The sequence below is a fragment of the Sphingobacterium sp. UBA1897 genome, from assembly GCF_002337775.1.
Lineage (GTDB): Bacteria > Bacteroidota > Bacteroidia > Sphingobacteriales > Sphingobacteriaceae > Sphingobacterium > Sphingobacterium siyangense.
Genome location: NZ_DDGR01000007.1, coordinates 261,120 through 279,966, shown reverse-complemented (window position 1 = coordinate 279,966; position 18,847 = coordinate 261,120). Strand labels below are relative to the sequence as shown.

General features: G+C 41.4%; 13 protein-coding genes. 9 read left to right on the top strand and 4 right to left on the bottom strand.

Going from position 1 to position 18,847, the window contains the following annotated elements; genetic code table 11:
* Positions 1 to 126: 126 nt before the first annotated feature.
* The 3 genes from yihA (at position 127) to B4N43_RS06515 (ending at position 3,385) form a co-directional block, all read left to right on the top strand.
* Positions 127 to 756, top strand: coding sequence for a ribosome biogenesis GTP-binding protein YihA/YsxC (yihA, locus tag B4N43_RS06525; RefSeq protein ID WP_075991997.1), 630 nt, complete (start codon positions 127 to 129; stop codon positions 754 to 756).
* Positions 757 to 773: 17 nt separating this feature from the next.
* The gene (locus B4N43_RS06520) at positions 774 to 1,628 is read left to right on the top strand and encodes a UbiA-like polyprenyltransferase (protein WP_120334694.1); all 855 of its coding nucleotides are present in this window, start codon (positions 774 to 776) and stop codon (positions 1,626 to 1,628) included.
* Between the two features lie 80 nt (positions 1,629 to 1,708).
* Complete coding sequence (locus tag B4N43_RS06515) at positions 1,709 to 3,385, top strand: PNGase F N-terminal domain-containing protein (protein ID WP_088161059.1); 1,677 nt, start codon at positions 1,709 to 1,711, stop codon at positions 3,383 to 3,385.
* A gap of 76 nt (positions 3,386 to 3,461) precedes the next feature.
* Here B4N43_RS06515 and B4N43_RS06510 read toward each other — a convergent pair whose 3' ends face one another.
* Positions 3,462 to 3,920, bottom strand: coding sequence for an Lrp/AsnC family transcriptional regulator (locus tag B4N43_RS06510; protein ID WP_046675839.1), 459 nt, complete (start codon positions 3,918 to 3,920; stop codon positions 3,462 to 3,464).
* 160 nt (positions 3,921 to 4,080) lie between these two features.
* Between B4N43_RS06510 and B4N43_RS06505 the strand changes: the two genes are divergently transcribed.
* Both B4N43_RS06505 and B4N43_RS06500 read left to right on the top strand, forming a co-directional pair.
* The gene (locus B4N43_RS06505) at positions 4,081 to 5,148 is read left to right on the top strand and encodes a PLP-dependent cysteine synthase family protein (RefSeq protein WP_286733634.1); all 1,068 of its coding nucleotides are present in this window, start codon (positions 4,081 to 4,083) and stop codon (positions 5,146 to 5,148) included.
* Positions 5,149 to 5,247: 99 nt separating this feature from the next.
* Positions 5,248 to 6,933, top strand: a complete 1,686-nt coding sequence (locus tag B4N43_RS06500) for a protein-disulfide reductase DsbD family protein (RefSeq protein ID WP_286733633.1) — start codon at positions 5,248 to 5,250, stop codon at positions 6,931 to 6,933.
* 229 nt (positions 6,934 to 7,162) lie between these two features.
* Here B4N43_RS06500 and B4N43_RS06495 read toward each other — a convergent pair whose 3' ends face one another.
* The 3 genes from B4N43_RS06495 to B4N43_RS06485 form a co-directional block, all read right to left on the bottom strand.
* Positions 7,163 to 7,363 (bottom strand): hypothetical protein, encoded by a 201-nt coding sequence (locus tag B4N43_RS06495; protein WP_145327462.1) that lies wholly within the window; start codon positions 7,361 to 7,363, stop codon positions 7,163 to 7,165.
* 71 nt (positions 7,364 to 7,434) lie between these two features.
* Entirely contained in the window at positions 7,435 to 10,032 is a 2,598-nt protein-coding gene (locus tag B4N43_RS06490) for a DUF5686 and carboxypeptidase-like regulatory domain-containing protein (protein ID WP_244294377.1), read from the bottom strand.
* Positions 10,033 to 10,333: 301 nt separating this feature from the next.
* Positions 10,334 to 12,013, bottom strand: coding sequence for an RluA family pseudouridine synthase (locus B4N43_RS06485; RefSeq protein ID WP_286733630.1), 1,680 nt, complete (start codon positions 12,011 to 12,013; stop codon positions 10,334 to 10,336).
* A 339-nt stretch (positions 12,014 to 12,352) separates the two neighbouring features.
* On the opposite strand from B4N43_RS06485, the gene B4N43_RS06480 reads away from it, so the two are divergent.
* The 4 genes from B4N43_RS06480 to B4N43_RS06465 all read left to right on the top strand — a co-directional run bounded on the left by B4N43_RS06480 (position 12,353) and on the right by B4N43_RS06465 (position 18,843).
* Positions 12,353 to 12,826 carry a Dps family protein gene (locus tag B4N43_RS06480; protein ID WP_201664852.1) on the top strand — a complete coding sequence of 158 codons (474 nt, stop codon included), beginning with the start codon at positions 12,353 to 12,355 and terminating at the stop codon, positions 12,824 to 12,826.
* Positions 12,827 to 12,974: 148 nt separating this feature from the next.
* A complete protein-coding gene (locus B4N43_RS06475; protein WP_376749010.1) occupies positions 12,975 to 15,434 on the top strand; it encodes a glycoside hydrolase family 31 protein in 2,460 nt (819 codons plus the stop codon).
* Positions 15,435 to 15,436: 2 nt separating this feature from the next.
* The gene (glgB, locus tag B4N43_RS06470; RefSeq protein WP_286733629.1) at positions 15,437 to 17,395 is read left to right on the top strand and encodes a 1,4-alpha-glucan branching protein GlgB; all 1,959 of its coding nucleotides are present in this window, start codon (positions 15,437 to 15,439) and stop codon (positions 17,393 to 17,395) included.
* A 35-nt stretch (positions 17,396 to 17,430) separates the two neighbouring features.
* On the top strand, positions 17,431 to 18,843 hold the full coding sequence (locus tag B4N43_RS06465) for a glycogen synthase (protein WP_286733628.1): 1,413 nt from the start codon (positions 17,431 to 17,433) through the stop codon (positions 18,841 to 18,843).
* Positions 18,844 to 18,847: the final 4 nt, after the last annotated feature.

Genomic DNA, 18,847 nt, shown 5'->3' with positions numbered 1-18,847 from the left:
AGTGAAAGTTAAAAATAATTAGGGACATTTTATTATCCTGCCCATAAAATCGGAAGTCGAGCTTTTTTATGGAATAGAAGCCGTACAAATCTTGTCAAAGGGATTCATTTAACGTACCTTTGTTCCATGGAAGTGAAAAAAGCCGAATTCGTGTGCAGTAACACGAGAGTTGATAAATTACCTGCACCCAATTTGCCGGAATATGCGTTTATCGGACGTTCAAATGTCGGTAAATCATCGTTGATCAATGCAATGACCAACAAGAAAGGACTTGCCAAGACCTCCCAAAAACCTGGTAAGACGCAGTTGATCAATCATTTTATCATCGACGATACATGGTATTTGGTGGATTTGCCAGGTTATGGTTTTGCTAAGGCCTCTAAAACAAGTCGTAATGAATGGGAAAAGTTCATCCGTCGGTATCTTACCCATCGGGACAATTTGCAATGTGTTTTTGTATTGGTGGATAGCCGTCATGAACCACAAAAGATTGATCTTGATTTTTGCTATTGGTTGGGCGAATGCGGTTTACCATTTATGTTGGTTTTCACCAAAGCCGATAAGCAATCGACTGTTAAATCCGATGCGAATATTGCGAAATTTAAAAAATCATTGCTCCAATGGTTTGAGGAGGTGCCGCCGATTTTCCTAACGTCAGCGGAGAAGAAAATGGGGCATGAGCCTATTTTAGAAGCTATCGATGAAGTTAATGGCCGATTTGTTCGCCCTGAACTCGACGGAAACGAACAGTTTTAGCTAGATTTTAAGTTCAGATGAAAAAATACTTGTCCTTAGTTTTATTTGCCCATAGTGTATTTGCATTGCCATTTGCCTTTATTGGCTTCTTTTTGGCATTACACACAACAGACTATGCCTTTTCGTGGAAATTATTGGTTTTGATGCTCGTTTGTATGGTGACGGCCCGTAATGCTGCCATGGCATTCAATCGTTATCTGGATAGAGATATTGATGCCATTAATCCAAGAACGGCCATGCGTGATATTCCTGCTGGAAAAATTTCCGCTAAAAATGCATTGGTTTTTACGCTGGTAAATTGCCTGATTTTTATTGCAGCGACGTATTTTATCAATTCTCTTTGCTTTATGTTGTCGCCCATTGCACTTTTTGTAGTGCTTTTTTACTCCTATACAAAGCGCATAACACCCTTGTGCCATCTTGTATTGGGGGCAGGGCTGGGATTGGCTCCAATAGGTGCATATATGGTTATTACAGGACAATTTGCGACCGTTCCGGTACTTTATGGTTTCGCTGTGTTGACCTGGGTGAGTGGCTTCGATATTATTTACGCTTTGCAGGACGAAGCCTTTGATCGGGCAAATCATCTTAATTCTATACCCGTGTGGTTAGGAACGAAGGGAGCTATGCGCGTTTCGGAATGTTTGCATGTGTTTTCTTTTATATTTATTTTGATACCAGCATTTTTGATGCCGGTAGGCTGGATTTATTATTTAGGTGTGGCCTTTTATGGGGCATTGCTGATATACCAGCATACCCTGTTTTCATCGACTAATTTAAGTCGGGTCAATCGCGACTTTATGACAACAAATGGTTATGCCTCGGTGATTTTTGCGGTATTTTACCTCTTGGATATCTGGTTGATCAAATAAACGTTTTAGCATAAAATAAGAAAGGCTTTAGGAATTCCTAAAGCCTTTCTTATTTTTGCATCTAAACCAATACACATGCTATGAAGAAAAGTATTCTTTTTACGTCTATTTTATGTTTGTCATTGTCTTCGCAGGCGCAAAAGCTGTCGAATTATGTCATTCAATATAATCAAAGTTTCAATGGGAATACAGCTGCCAATCAAAATGCCATTCTAGTCTATGCCAATGAAAAGGAGACTTTTGTTAGTTCGGCAAAAGAAATGAACGGACAGTTGGCGCCGCCATACGAACGGGTTGTGGTGGAGCGTTCTGGAGGCAATGCCTTACTTAAAATTGCTAAACTCAAAGACGGATCAATCATTCTAACCAAAGATTCGCTCGCACTTTCGAAACAAAAATTTAACGCCACAAACGAGACTAAAACAATCTTGGGCTATCCCTGTAAAAAAGTGGAGACGAGCATCAATTCCAATAAAATAGAAGTTTGGTATACCGATAAATTAGGGGTCAAAGGTGCACCCACGGAACTTGGTCAGGACCTTGGTCTGGTACTCGAGGTAATCCGCAATGGGAATACACGTACCTTTGCCACCAAAGTAGAAAAGGTAAAGACTATACCGGACCAACTGAGGCTAAAAGGAACTGAAAAACCTTACGATGAACTTTCCTATAAAGATCTTATCTGGAAGAACCGTTTTATCCAAATACCTGTTTTTCGGAAAGAGAGTATACGTTTTTCGGATGGTGTAAAGTCGGATTCTATTTTGCGTTTTGCTAATGGGACAGTTTTGGTAAAAAAGGTGAAAATCCCAAAAATAAAGACAAGCGACAATGTATTTGTGCAGTTGGTCGAACAATCGAAGGGTGATGCCTATGATCGTACTGGATCAGTTTTTATCATCCCGACTAACAAGGCGCAGAGCTTTTTGGATGGCATGAAAAATGGTATGGGTACCCTTCCTAAGTATGAAAATGGCAATGGTAAAGCCTATCAAGGGGTTGTAAAAACAGCATCCTTTGAGCCTATTGTTGAATTGATGCGTTTCTTTACACCTTTTGGTGTTAAGCAGTTTAACTATCTTCAGTTAAAGGATAAGGTTTGGCAAGACTCGGTGCTGTACCGTCAGGACGTAACCGAATTGGCCGGTATGTTGAGCGAGCAGGAGGTCTATGTGGGTGCCTTCATTGGTAACTATGATAAAAATGGACATGAGGTGAGTGTGGAGCTGACGATACATCCGGGATTCGATGCCGAGTCAAAAGGCAGTCTGAAAAAGACGATGTCTTTATTTACGACGACCAATGTCATGGAAATGGGCGGTCAGGAGTACGGATCTATGTTTGATAAGGAGAAAGGTCTTACTGTTTCATTTCACTTGGACCAGGATGCTAAAAACGTGCAATTACGCTACATCACCACAGGGCATGGAGGCTGGGGCAATGGTGATGAGTTTGTGCCTAAAGAAAACCGTATTTTCCTAAACGATTCATTGCTTTTTAAATACACACCTTGGCGCAATGATTGCGGTTCGTATCGTTTATCGAACCCCGCTTCAGGCAATTTTGCTACAGGGTTGTCTTCATCCGATCTGAGTCGCTCCAATTGGTGTCCAGGTACAGTAACACCACCGATCTACATTGATCTGGGGGATTTAAAAGCTGGAGACCATACGATGCAGGTACAGATCCCACAGGGAGCACCTGAAGGAACAAGTTTCAGCAGCTGGAATGTGACAGGTACCTTGTTATTCGATTAATTAGTTTTTCATTGCTGTCATGTGCAATAGCATTATTGCACATGACAGCAATATTCCTTCGTTTTTAAGACAAAGATTAAAGAGGGTAAGCTGTCTCACTTTTTGTCTCCGATAATACAAAGTAGGTCTGTACGGTGTTTACTTGAGGTAATACGGCCAGTCGATGCCGCAGAAAAATATGATAAGCATCCATATCTTTGGTTGCTATACGTAACATAAAGTCGTAAGAGCCTGCCATTTGGTAACATTCCATCACCTCCGGGAATTTAGCCACCTCTTTTTCGAATTCATTCAATACTTCAAACGTGTGCGCCTTGAGAAAAACCTGGGAAAATGAGATTAACCCAATGCCTATCTTGTGGCGGTCCAAAATTGCCACCGTTTTTTTGATGTAACCCAACCGCTTTAGCTTTCTAACACGTTCATGAACAGCCGCAATAGATTTGTTGAGTTCAAAGGATAGCGCTTTGTTACTCATTGAGGCATCTTGCTGTAGGAGGCGCAATAATTTTACATCGATTTCATCCAATTCCATAATCTGAATATTTTCGGTACGGCTGTAAAAATACGCTATTGTTCTGAATTATTTATTGGTTTTTATGTCTTTTAATTTAATTTTTATTGAAATTATAATGATGTATTGAATATTATCTTGTCAATGGTCAATTTTGCAACAGAATAATCATTTATAAGAAATGGCTGAACAAGAATTATTAAGTGCGTGTTTGTCACCTGCGTTGGACAAGAGATTCAAGCATCTGTGGCGATTAGTTGGAAATACGCCGATGTTGGAACTACAGTATACTTACAAAGGTAAGCCGGGGCGAATTTTCGTGAAATGTGAGAACTACAATCTGACCGGTAGCATTAAGGATAGGATGGCTCTTTATATTCTATACAAAGCGTATATGAATTGTCAGATTCGCCCGACTGATGTCGTTATTGAAGCTACGAGTGGAAATACAGGGATTGCTTTTTCAGCAATCGGCAAAGCGCTTGGTCATCAAGTAAAGATTATTATGCCCAACTGGCTGAGTAAGGAGCGTACCGATATTATTCGAAGTATGGGGGCGGATATTCAGTTGATAAGCAGGGAAGAAGGTGGTTTTTTAGGAAGTATTCGTTTAAGTGAAGAGCTTGCTGCAAAAGGCGGTGTTTTTCTTCCACGGCAATTTGAGAATCAATATAATGCCGAAGCGCATGAGAAAACTACAGGGTACGAAATTGTAAAGCAACTGGAAGAACAGGGCTTAGTTGCCGATGCTTTTGTTGCTGGTGTGGGAACTGGTGGTACGGTAATGGGTGTGGGTAGAAGCTTAAGAAAAGTAAACCCAAATGTCCGTGTACATCCGCTGGAACCGGCAGAAAGTCCAACTTTGACTACAGGACATAAAGTAGGTTCACACCGTATTCAGGGAATATCGGATGAGTTTATTCCTGCTATTGTGGATTTAAATGAACTCGATACAGTGGTTTGTGCGAATGATGGTGATTCCATTATCATGGCGCAGAAACTATCGCGCCAGTTGGGATTGGCTGTTGGTATCTCTTCCGGAGCAAATGTAATCGGAGCGATTAAATTACAACAGGAGCTGGGTGATGAGGCTATTGTGGTGACGCTACTTTGTGATGATAACAAAAAATACCTAAGTACTGATTTGGTGAAAGACGAGCCGGTAAAAGAAGGATATCTTTCTACAGACGTTGATTTTTCGGGTTTTCAACCGATCTGTAGACTGCCAAATCCGGTATTTGGCGCTTAAAAAGATTTAGTTTCATATGTTTATAGTTAACTCGGGGAGTCTCTAGCTCCTCGGGTTTCATTTATTCAAAAACCAATATATACCTAAGAATAACACAAAATGAAAGTCAATTTCAAATTATTTATCCTTCTCATGTTGCTGATAGCGCCTGTGGCCATGTTTGCCCAAGCGGATACAACAACAAACAAGTTGGAGGGGCTTGAGTTTACGGATGGTACGATCAGTCCCGATTCACTATCTTTTGAGGAATCTCCGGATACCGTTACCGTAAAGGCCGACTCGAACAAGACCACAGTAGCGGCAGTAGCAACAGGTGAAAAAGCTGCTGGGGCAGAAAAGAAATCATTGTGGAGTATCTTTATTGCAGGCCTTATAGGCGGTTTTGCAGCATTATTGATGCCTTGTATTTTTCCGATGCTACCCCTGACGGTGAGTTATTTTACGAAACAGTCGGGAAGTCGTGCCAGTGGTATCAGTAAAGCCCTGTTGTATGGATTATTTATTATTGTGATTTATGTTGCTTTGGGGATGATTATCACGATCGCATTCGGATCTGATGCACTCAATGCGCTTTCGACTAACGGCATATTCAACTTCATTTTCTTTTTGTTGTTGGTTGGATTTGCGGCATCTTTTTTTGGTGCATTTGAAATTACTTTACCAAGCTCCTTTGTCAATAAAATGGATGCCAAATCAGATAAAGGTGGTTTGGTCGGCTTGTTCTTTATGGCCTTCAGCTTGTCATTGGTTTCATTTTCTTGTACAGGACCGATTATTGGGACGTTGTTGGTTGAGGCAGCTTCGAAAGGGGAAAGATTAGGTCCAGCAATTGGGATGTTGGGATTCTCCATTGCTCTGGCCATTCCTTTTGGTTTGTTCGCCATGTTTCCTTCCATGCTTAAATCCTTGCCGAAATCCGGTGGTTGGCTGAATAGTGTAAAAGTAGTCTTGGGATTTTTGGAACTCGCTTTAGCTTTGAAATTTTTATCCAATGTCGACTTAGCTTACCACTGGAACTGGTTGGATAGAGAGGTGTTTCTGTCGCTATGGATTGCTATTTTTGCTTTGATGGGTCTATACTTGATTGGCAAGATAAAGTTCTCTCATGACAGTGAGCTGAAATTCCTATCTGTTCCCAGAACGATCTTGGCAATTGTTGTTTTTTCCTTTGTGGTCTATATGGTGCCCGGTTTATGGGGGGCGCCTTTAAAATCGATTTCTGCTTTTTTACCACCATCGGCAACACAAGACTTTGATCTTTCTTCGGGTGTAAGTGCTGGTGCTGCTGTACATTCAGACGGGAAGGTGAAAAAATATGCTGAAATTTTTCATGAAAGAGGCACGCCAAAAGGATTCGATCCTTATTATGATTATGAACAGGCATTGGCTACAGCTAAAGAATTAAACAAGCCTGTTTTAATTGATTTTACGGGTTGGAATTGTGTCAATTGTCGTAAAATGGAAGCGAATGTTTGGACAGACCAAGCTGTGGCCAAATTACTAAAAGAAGAGTTTGTTATGGCTGAACTTTTTGTGGATGATAAGACCGAGCTGGCTGCCAATGAACAATTTGTTTCCAAATATAGCGGCAAAAAGATCAATACAATCGGTAAGAAAAATAGCGATTTTCAAGCTGCCACATTCGATAGCAATTCACAGCCACTGTATGTAATTGTCGATCCGACGGGCAAAAAACTGGTGCCTCAGAGCGGTGCCAACTACAATGTAGAAGAGTACAAGGCATTCCTGCAAAGTGGTGTGGATGCATTTAAACATAAAAACTAACCATCGTCATATTCTAATTTTATCCTCCTTGTTATGTGCAAGGGGGATTTTTTTTGATAAAATATCGCTTTTTGTGTCTCCAGGGCTTATGCAGTGGGGCTGTCTTCGTATTGTCTTCGTATTGTGTTCGTACCAGCTTCGGACGGGGACAATCTTGCAACATATATTGACCAAACCCTGACCAGATATTTCCTGTTCGGGGTCTGTTCAACAACTGTACAGCACCTGTTCAATATCTGTTGCTTGTCCGAAGCAGGTACGAAGCAGGTACGAATCTTTCCCCGAACCCTACCTGAGGTGAATGTGCCGCCCCCACCAAATAATCCAGGCTTTTCGCCGTCGCAGCCTTCATATCCGTCACTACCATTTTATTTTCCAACTTATCCTCCAGGTGGCGATGGTGGTGGTGGAGCTGATGTTGCGGAAGCATAAGGCAAAAAAAGAAGCCCTGTCATTTGTATGAACAGAGCTTCAAATTATACTATAAATTTATGGAAACTATTAGAAGTCAAATTTGACCCGAGCACGAATACCCCAGGCTGGTGCATCGACGTGATCAAGGTAATTTAGACGTTTTACGTAGTCTACACGTAATATTTTAAAGATGTTGGATAGACCGATACTAGCTTCCATATAAGGTTCTGAACCGAACGTATAGGAGCTTTGTGTGCCATCCGCATTGTGCTGCCAAGTGAATACCTTTGAACCATAGTTAGGGTCGTCGGGATTGTTTTCTTTACGCAGTCCACCGTATACTCCTTTGAAGCTAAATACCTCACGTAATTTAAGTTTTTTGATCAACGGAATCTTGTTCAAAAGGAAACCGTTCATATAATACTGCACGTTCAATGAGGCATTATGATCACTGACAAACTCAAGGAAGTTCATTAAGTTGTATGAATTTAATTGATAAGCATAGGTCTGATTGGCACGGTGGATCGTCAAGAAAGGGAAAGGGATCTCTTTACCGGCAATATAATTTCCTTCTGCGGTCACGTCGGCATAGCCAAATTGACTCAAATAAAAGCGCTTGAATGCACCAAGATTAAAGTTGTGGTAATTGTATTCACCCTTCGCTAATCCTTTGATTCCAGCGGTATAATTGAACGTGAAGATCGGATATTGATTGAATATAGGTGTCCGGTAAATCTTTCCTTGATAAAACTCTTCATGCGGAGCGTATCTGAAATTTACAGACACTTCGGTCGAGTTCAGTTCATTGAACAGTCTACTTTCATTGTTGGCATCAACCATTTGGTAAGTCAGACTTCCAGCAGGTGTTTGTCTGTTGATATTGAAAGCAGCGCCAATAGCCAGGTGATTTAAAAATTCTTTTTTATACTCTAAGCCATAATTTGTCTCATAGATGTAACGGTCGTTATCTCCGCGTTTGAAAGATAGCAAGAAGTTGTCTTCTTGAATAAATTCCAGTTTTTGTCCAGGAATCTTCGTATCCTTTTTATAAGAGGCCCTGATGTAGTGCATCGGGAAGGAGTATACTGATTTATTGTTGAACGCATAAGTTCCACTGAAAAAGTATTTCCATTTCTGATCTTTAAAACCATAGGCCGCATAAGTTTCAGCATAGAAACGCTTGCTTAACGATTCTGTCGTACGTCCGCCGACACGTAAACGGAAACCTTCTACGGGGTTAAAGCTATAGAATGTATTGACTGGGCCGATTTCAACTGGGCCAGCCTGTTTGTATCCTGACAGCAATAACGCGGCGATATCCATGAACGAACGGAATGAAGGGATCTTTTGTAATGTATCAATATTATGATAGATGTTCAGTTCGTTTTGCGCAAGGGCAAGCGGTCGTTGTGTTTCAAATAAGGATTTTGTCGCTTTCTTATTTTCGACGTTATAGGCAATAACCGTAGACGGACCATCATAGGTACTATCAGGTTGCTGAATGCCGACTTTGTAATTGTTGTAATCCACTGTTCGGCTTCCACGTATTCCCATGCCTTTTTCCGTTAAAGAAAAATCAATACCCAGGGTGCTTGTTTTTAGGTAGAAGCGACTTTTGCTGTCTTTCTCAAATTTAAGCTGTATCTGAAGGTCACGGACAAAGTTTAGATTAATGTCATCAGCAACAGTCATATTGGCGCCCTGCACGGCATAATTGCCGTCTAAAGTAACGTACAGTTGACCTTTGAATAACATGTCCGCCTTGTTGCGTGGAAAGAAGCTTAATTCGACCAACCAAGGTTGTACAGTCTTAATCGTATCCGTAATAAAAAACTTATAAAAAGTAGGTGCGGAGTTTGCAATCGGACTTAAGAACTGATTGGTAACCAATGAAATGTTGTTGTCATAAATATCAACTTGTTCGTACAATTTATTGAAATAGGCTGTCAGACCATCGTTGTCAATAAATCTTGGATCAAATTGCGCACGTTGGTCACCAAGGATATACTGTTTGGTTTTGCTTGGATCTTTACGGTAATATACCTTGGACATTTTTTCTTCAATGAAAGCAGGCAAAACATATTTGTTGGCAGTTTTAGCCGAGTCGTCCGTTTCAAAAAGAAATTGATAGTTTTTGAATATTTTTTTATTGACAAATTTCTCCGATAGATTGCTTAATCCTAAAGACATCTTCTCGTATTGGTCAAATTCAGCATATTGTTGCCCTGAAAGTCTGTTTTTTTCCTTATTCTCGATGACTTTTCGGATCAATGCGACAGCAGGATTATCTTTGTTGCTGTATTTTTTCTTTTTGGCCTTGACGACAACTTCTTCCAGCATGTTGTCCTGTTGATCCATCAGAATTTCTTTTGTTTGCGTGGCATCATTCGTAACAAAAGCGTCTTTGCTGTCATAACCAATGTAACTTGCTCTGATTTTTACATAAGATGTTGGAAAGACAAGTTTGTATTCACCATTTGCATTGGTCGATGTTGTGGTTCCAGCAGAAGCCGGTGCGCCAACAACGGCTACGGTAGCATAGGGTATAGGATTCTTGGTCTTTGCATCTCTAACGGTGCCGGTTACGGTTTTGTTTTGGGCAAAAGCCATAGACACCGTTAGCACGAGCGTTATCGAAAAAAAGAGTTTAGTTATGAAGGTTGTTGCGTTTATTTTAGCTCTCATTATATTGCTATAATCTTGAAAATTCAAAATTGTTTTCCTGTTTCTACTTTATTTTTGACTTTATAGGTATTAAAATCAAAAAATCAGTGAACAAAGGAAATAAAAAATTAAGAATAATTAAAATTTTATTGTAATGTAATAAAGGAAAGTAATCGAATTACATTTCTTTGTAAACAGTTGTTTATTAGGTTTTTATGTTAAATTATTGATTTGGGTCAATAAATTTTACATTACATTTTGACTTGGCGATGATTTTCCGCTGCTTTATTTGCTGACTTTTGTAACGATATAGTCAGCGCTATCAAAAATCTGGCTCGATTTCGAAGGTCATTTCTTGCTTGGAACGAGGATGAATAAAGGTAATTGAAGCTGCGTGGAGGTGTAATCTATTGGCTTTTCTGCCATAGAGATCGTCACCAACAATAGGTGTATTTAGGCCATTTGGATGAACGGCATGCATGCGAAGCTGGTGGGTGCGGCCAGTCAAGGGGTAAAACCTGACCCTCGTTTGATTATTCGCTATCGCAATTTTTTCCCATTTTGTCTGCGCTGGCTTGCCATAAGTATAGCAGACCATTTGCCGGGGTCTATCATCCAGATCTACGCGAAGTGGGAGATCGATCAAACCTGATGCGGCTTCGATAATACCATCCAGTAAAGCAATGTATGTTTTTTTGATGGTATGTTGTATAAATTGATCCTGAATAAATTTATGCGCCTCTTTGTTTTTGGCAACAACCAACAAGCCGGATGTAGACATGTCGAGGCGGTGGATAATAATCGGTCCCGCATTTGGGTAGCGTTGAAGAATACGGTTGTAGACCGAATCCTTTACATATATTCCGGGGACAGACAGAAATTCGGCCGGTTTGTTGATAATGATGATATCCTCATCTTCGTAAATTTGAGGAAGTGCTATATCCAAAGTCGTTTCCTGTTGCATGGGATTGGGATCTACGACCAAGCCTTCGAGCATATACCCTAAAATCGGTTCACATTTTTTGCGGCAGGCAGGGTAGTAGTTTTTGTGCCTGCGTATTTCAGATGCAGGTGAGCAGCCCCACCAGAATTCGGCCAGAGCAAGGGGTGTTAACTGGTTTTCATAAGCATATTGCAGCAATTTTGGCGCTGCACATTCCCCCGATCCGGCAGGCGGTGTTGTGCGGTCAAATTCATCGAATATGCCGACTACATTTTTGTGTTGCCCTTTTGCGTTGCGAAAATTATATTGTTCGAAAAGCTGTTTTTGAAGATTTCCTGAGCGCATTTTACGTTCCTCTTTTAGCGCAGTAATCGTCGATAGCAATTGGTGTAAATGGTTACTTTCTGTCTCCAGGGCCAAATGCATTTCATATTGAAAACGTTGAAGCTGTTGTTTGTCTTTTAAACTCTGGCTCCGCATGTCTTCCATCAATAACTCGTACTCCGCATCCGATAAAGTGACCTTCAATTTTGTACGGGTTTCTTTGCGTTCCTTCTTTTGAATTCTCAATTTCGATTTTAGTTCATCGAGTGATTTATCCCATCCGTTTTTTAATAGACCAAGATTACGTTGGGCGTTTGCCAGCTCTTCACTTGCTTCAAGATTTTCTATTTTTCGGTTCAGCGCATTGAGATGCACCTCTTCGTTTAGGAAAAAACTGTTTTCTTCCAACATATCGAAGATGGGAGGTACAAAATGCCGGTGTTTGTTGCTTCCGGCCAGTTTTCCCGAAACAGCGGCAAGGTAGCCAAGCTCATTATGTTGGTTTCTGACAACCAGTACACCGAACATTTTTCCAATAGCGAGTCCCTCCACGGCGGCGTCTAGGCCAAAATTGTGGGTCCAATCGCTTTGGGTTTCGATGTAGTATTGGAGTTCTTGTGCGGCAGTGACGGCAAGGGGGTGCGGTTCATAGCAAAATGGAAAAGTAAATCGTATCGGAAGTTCAATAGCTGAAATATCCTGTTTGAATTGATGAAAATATGTATTGTTGTCCATTTTGTCCGCAGCGCTCCCTCAAAATAAAGATGTTCGCAAAAATACAACATTATGTGCTTTAAATAATAGCTTGATCGATTTTTGTTTAAAATGTTTCGTATATAAGATACTGTTTAGGTTTAATTGCTGTCGACAAAGATCAAGGTCACTCCAGCTTCGGTATTTTCATTTTTTCAGTATAGCAAACTCTTTGCAGCTATACGATATACAAGTCGGTTTTGGCATAATGGGTTGAGGTAATTATTGTGAATTTGAGTGGCTTTTTATTTGGTTTTTACCGCATTTTTGGGTAAATTTAACTAAGCATTTAAAACATATAGTTAACAAAAGAATATACATATGAAAACTTCAATTGGAATTAAAGATGCGGACTTGAAAAAAGTTGCAAAGTTGCTAAATGTGCTGTTGGCAGATGAACACATTATCTACATGAAAACGCGCAACGCGCATTGGAATGTGGAAGGTGCGGATTTTCATGCTGCTCACTTATTTTTGGAATCACAATACGATGAACTAGCTGAAGTGATCGATGAAGTAGCAGAACGTGTACGTACTTTAGGGCATTATGCGGTAGGTACCTTTGATAAATATTTGAAATTGACTCGTTTAACGGAGTCTACTTCAGAAAAAACCGACAGTCAGTCCTATTACAAGGAATTGTTGGCTGACCATGAATCTATAGCGATGTCAATTCGTGCCGATATTTCCGTGGTTGAAGGAACTGCAGATAATGGTACGGAGGACTTTTTGGTCGGATTATTAGAAAAGCATGAGAAGATGGCTTGGATGCTTCGTGCGCATTTCATTAAGTAAGCTGTAGAACTTTATCCACAGGTATTGAAAAAAATCCCGTCTATCCCGATAGGCGGGATTTTTTTTTGTGTTTTGTTGTCAGCGCAGGATTAATTTTCTATCTTAAAGAGGAATTAAGCCTTCAGAAACTTTTTAACATATTACAACTATGCTTGAAGACGACAACCTAAATCAAACCACACTAAATGAGGAGGAAAATGATGGTACTTTGGAGAGTATGCATCATGTGAATAATCCGGTATTGGATTTACCTAAAATTGAAAAGAAATACCTTGAAACCATAGTAGCCCACAATCAAAACGATAAGTCCTATTATTTTTCTGACGGCAAAGCCAAGGTAGAAATTAAGATCGTCACGGACGAGATCGTCAGGGTTCGGCTGGCTCCACAAGGGACTTTTTTGGAGGATTTTTCCTATGCCTTGGCCAAGAAAGATCATCGTGTTAGTATACATCAATGTAAGGAAGAGACTGACCATTATCTGGTTCATACGAATACAATTTCTTGTAAGATCAATAAGAATGACTTTTTGATTTCTTTTGCTGATCGTTCAGGGAAGCTGTTTAACGCTGATTTGGCACCGATGCACTGGGAGGAAAATCCTGATTTTGGAGGGTACTATGTATATAGCACGAAAGTGGCCTTTGAAAATGAAGCTTTTTATGGACTTGGGGACAAGGCCACTAAATTGAATCTGAGAGGTAAAAGGCTTAAAAACTGGAATTCAGATACCTATGCTTTTGCTTACGATCAAGATCCATTGTATAAAACTATTCCATTTTACATCGGCTTAAAAGATGGTGAGGCCTATGGGATTTTCTTTGACAATACCTTTAAAACGTATTTTGATTTCGCTGCGGAAGATCCGGGAAAAACAAGCTTTTGGTCCGAAGGCGGGGAACTGCAGTACTATTATATCCATGGTCCGCATATTATCGATGTTATCCGTCGTTATCATACGTTGACAGGTACGCATTACCTGCCACCCTTGTGGGCAATTGGCTACCACCAGTGTCGTTGGAGCTACTATCCCGAAGCGAATGTCCGGAAGGTTGCTGAGGAGTTTCGGAAGCGACAGATTCCATGTGATGCTATTTACCTAGATATCGATTACATGGAAGGATACCGCTGTTTTACCTGGAATAAACAGTATTTTCCTAATCCTAAAAACATGATCAGCGATTTGGCCAATGATGGTTTTAAAACCGTGGTGATGATCGATCCGGGTATTAAGGTTGATGAGAACTACTGGGTGTTCAGGGAAGGAAAAGAGAATAAATATTTTTGTCGTCGAGGGGACGATTATTTTATGGAAGGATTTGTGTGGCCCGGACGTTGTCAATTTCCTGATTTTACCAATCCGGAGGTTCGCCAATGGTGGGGCACATTATACCAGGGGCTTGTGGAAGATGGTGTTGCAGGCTTCTGGAACGATATGAATGAGCCGGCGGTATTTGGCCGCGGAACATTCCCCGACGATGTACGTCACCAATACGACGGCCATCGGGGGTCACATCGTAAGGCACATAATGTCTATGGCATGCAGATGGTCCGTGCTACCTATGATGGCTTAAAGAAATTGTATAAAAATAAGCGCCCATTTACCATTACCCGAGCGGCTTATGCGGGTACACAACGTTATTCGTCGGTTTGGACCGGCGATAATCTGGCGAGTTGGGAACACCTCAAGCTGGGAACCTTGCAATTGCAGCGTCTATCGACTTCGGGGATGTCCTTCTGCGGAACAGATATCGGTGGATTTACGGGCGAACCCGACGGCGAGTTATTTACACGATGGATGCAATTTGGCGTTTTCTCGCCCTTTATGCGTGTGCATTCTGCCGGCGATACCCGCGACCGGGAGCCCTGGAGTTTTGGGGAAGATTGGGAAAAGATCAATCGGAAATTTATCGAACTCCGGTATAAGTTGTTGCCGTATATCTATACCTGTTTCTGGGAGCAGACCAAGTATGGTTTTCCAATATTACGCCCGATTTCCATGGTCGAGCAGCATATACCGACCAACTGGCAACGTGAGGAGGAATTCTGTTTTGGGGATAAAATATTGGTTTCCCCGGTATTGCAGCCAGGACAGAAAAGCAAGATTGTCTATCTACCCGAGGGCACTTGGTTCTATTATTTCAATAATGAAATCTACGTGGGCGGTAAGGAACATACGGTCGCCACGCCGATTGATGAAATGCCGATTTTCATTCGCGGGGGATCTGTTATCCCTGAATACCCGGTGATGCAATATACTGGTGAAAAGAAAATTGAGGAGCTACAGCTCAATGTTTACTTCGCAGAAGGCGTAACCCGTTCGTATGTGTATTCAGATCATGGCGACACCTTTGCGTATGAGCAAGATATTTATCTTGAAAAATGCTTTACGGTTTCGGGGCTCAAAGAATCCTTGTCGATCAAACAAACACGAGATGGACTTTTTACAGAGCGATACGAAGAATATAAACTACAGTTGATCGGCCTGCCATTTCAAGTGAAGAAGGTGAAGACTGATGGTATTGATACAAAAGTACAAGTAGATGAAAAGGGGCGGTATTGGATTAATGTCGCACGAGAATTTGATAACATATTGATAGAGGGTTAAACATGGCCAATCAAGTAATTCCGCACAGTCTCTTTTCTGAATTTGATGTGGCCTTATTCCAGTCGGGTAAGCACTTCAAATTGTATGAAAAGTTTGGTTCACATGAACTGGAAGTCAATGGCGAAAAAGGCGTTTATTTTGCAGTTTGGGCTCCAAATGCAAAATCGGTATGCGTCACAGGTAACTTCAATTTTTGGGATAAGGAGCATCACGCGCTCTTTGTGCGCTGGGATGGTAGCGGAATCTGGGAAGGGTTTATTCCGGGGCTTGGCAATGGAGAGACATATAAATATGTTATCCAGACCTATACTGGTGAGCAACTCGAGAAAGGTGATCCGTTTACCTTTCGGTGGGAAGTTGCTCCAAAGACTGCTTCCGTTGTTCATTCGACCTGGTACGAGTGGCAGGATAAGCAATGGATGCAGGAGCGTGCCGTTAAAAATAGGCTGGATCAACCCTGGTCGGTCTATGAGGTACATTTAGGGTCCTGGTCGCGGGATCCGGAAAGTCCGGATACTTTGCTCAACTACCGCGAAATCGCCGTGGCACTTGTATCTTATGTGAAGGAAATGAATTTCACGCATGTGGAGTTTATGCCTTTAATGGAGCATCCCTATTATCCTTCGTGGGGATATCAGATAACAGGTTATTTTGCGGCAAGTTCGCGTTATGGTTCGGCACAAGATCTCATGTATCTGATTGAGGAGCTGCATGCCGCCGGAATAGGCGTATTGTTGGATTGGGTTCCTTCGCATTTTCCGGGTGATGCACATGGTCTTTATCGCTTTGATGGCACGAGCTTATACGAACATGAAGATCCCAGGAAAGGGTTTCATCCCGATTGGCAATCCTATATTTTTAACTATGGGCGAAATGAAGTGCGTTCTTTTTTGATCAGTAATGCATTTTATTGGTTGGATCGTTTTCATATCGATGGACTTCGGGTCGATGCGGTAGCTTCTATGCTGTATTTGGATTATAGTCGAAATGCAGGCGAGTGGATTCCCAATGAATTTGGAGGAAATGAGAATCTCGAAGCTGTACAATTTTTAAAAGAGCTGAACGAAGCCGTTTACGGACATTTTCCACATGTGCAGACAATCGCCGAAGAATCTACTTCTTGGCCGAGTGTCAGTCGGCCAACGTATGCTGGTGGATTGGGGTTCGGAATGAAATGGATGATGGGCTGGATGCATGATACGTTGGATTACTTTAAAGAGGATCCGATTAACCGCAGTTATCATCATGATCGACTCACCTTTGCGACAGTATATGCTTTCCATGAGAATTTTATGCTGCCGTTGTCACATGATGAGGTGGTTTACGGAAAGCAGTCCCTAATTTATAAAATGCCAGGCGATGAATGGCAAAAGTTTGCCAACTTGAGAGCATTGTACCTCTTTATGTATACTTTTTCGGGAACAAAATTGCTGTTTATGGGCGGTGAATTTGGGCAGACTTCAGAGTGGAATGTAAACCAATCGCTTGATTGGCATCTTCTGGAGTTTGCGCCTCATCAGGGGATGAAAAGATTTGTAGCCGATCTGAACGCGGTTTATAAAGCTCAACCAAGTCTTTACCAAAAGGCTTTCGATGCTGCAGGTTTCGAATGGATAGATGCCGGTGATCGTGAAAATTCGATTGTGGTCTATTGGCGAAAGGGATTTGACTCCTGGGATGATACGGTTGTTGTACTTAACTTAACGCCTGTTGTTCGCGAACATTTCCGTATTGGTTTACCTTACGCCGGTGAATGGGAAGTGCTGCTGAATTCGGATGATTTGACTTATTTTGGTTCAGGTATACATCATCCCGTTGTCCATAGTGAGCACCTGCATTGGATGAACCAAGTACAGTCTGCACAACTTCATTTGCCTCCGCTTGGCGGATATATTCTGAAAAGAAAGAGCGTGGTAAAGGAAGTTGATCCAATTAAACAAAGCGAGCGTATCCCTGTATAAAATCTTGTTATTAAATCTCATGCTGTAAAAGAAGAATGAAAGTATTTCACTTGAGTGTAGAATGTTATCCCGTGGCCAAAGTAGGTGGTCTCGCGGATGTGGTGGGAGCGCTGCCCAAATACCAAACCAAGCTGGGGTGGGAGGCGGCGGTTGTCATGCCCTGGTATGATCGTCCTTTTGTTAGGGATCATGCTTTTAGCCTAGTTCATGAAGGTACTTTTTATCAAGGATCTGAATTGCTGAGCTACGGCGTTTATAAGGAAGATCATCAGGTACTCGGTTTTGAGCTCTACTTGATTAAGATTCCTGGCAAACTCGATCGGCAGGAGGTGTATTGTTATCCCGATGAAGGCGAACAGTTTATCGCCTTTCAACATGCTGTATTGGCTTGGTTTAAAGATAAAGCTATAGTACCTGATATCGTGCATTGCCACGACCATCATGTCGGTTTGATGCCTTTTTTGATGAAGTATAGCAATGACTATAATTTTCTTGCCGACGTTAAAACGGTAGCCACCGTGCACAATGGGCAATATCAGGGCTGGACACATTGGAGCAAAGCCATTCTGTTGCCTGCTTTCGATAGCTGGAAATGGGGATTATTGGACTGGGATGGTTTAATTAACCCGCTTGCAGCCCTAATTAAATGTTGTGATGCTTACACAACGGTATCTGAAGGCTACCTGGAAGAGCTTTATGTGGAAGCAAATGGCTTACAGCATCTATTTTATGATGAGCGAAATAAATCTGTCGGTATTGTCAATGGAATTGACTGGGAAATCTGGGATCCCAAAATTGATTATACTCTGCTCGAAAACTATGATGTTATACAAGCTTTTTCCGGCAAATTGAAAAATAAAGAGGCTTTAGCGAAGCAGTATAAAATCAATCCAGATCGACCACTGCTTGTTTTTATCGGCCGATTTGCAACAGAAAAAGGAGCGGATTTACTACCCGAGATAATTTTGGATTTGACGGAGAAATATCGCGATAGATTAAGTATATTTATACTGGGTGCCGGAGACCCAGCGATCCAGTCGCGTGTGAAATCACTCGTCGATGATGGAATTGATAATTTTGATGTGTTCTTTGGTTATGATGAAAGCCTTGCTCATTGGCTTTATGCCAGTGCGGATTTTCTTTTAATGCCTTCCCGTGTTGAGCCCTGTGGGCTTAATCAGCTCTATGCGATGAAGTACGGTACATTGCCGATCGTGCATCAGGTGGGGGGATTAAAAGATACGGTAATCGATCTGAAAAATGATGGCTACGGTATAGGTTTTGATAGTTTGACAATCACTGAAATTAGTGCAGCGATTGTTCGGGCTATAAATTTTTACGACAGTAAAAAGCAGTTTGAGGAGAATCAACGTAAAATGATGCAGTTGGATTTTTCTTGGGATAAATCTGCAGCGAAGTATATAAGTCTATATAACCAAATAATGTAATTTG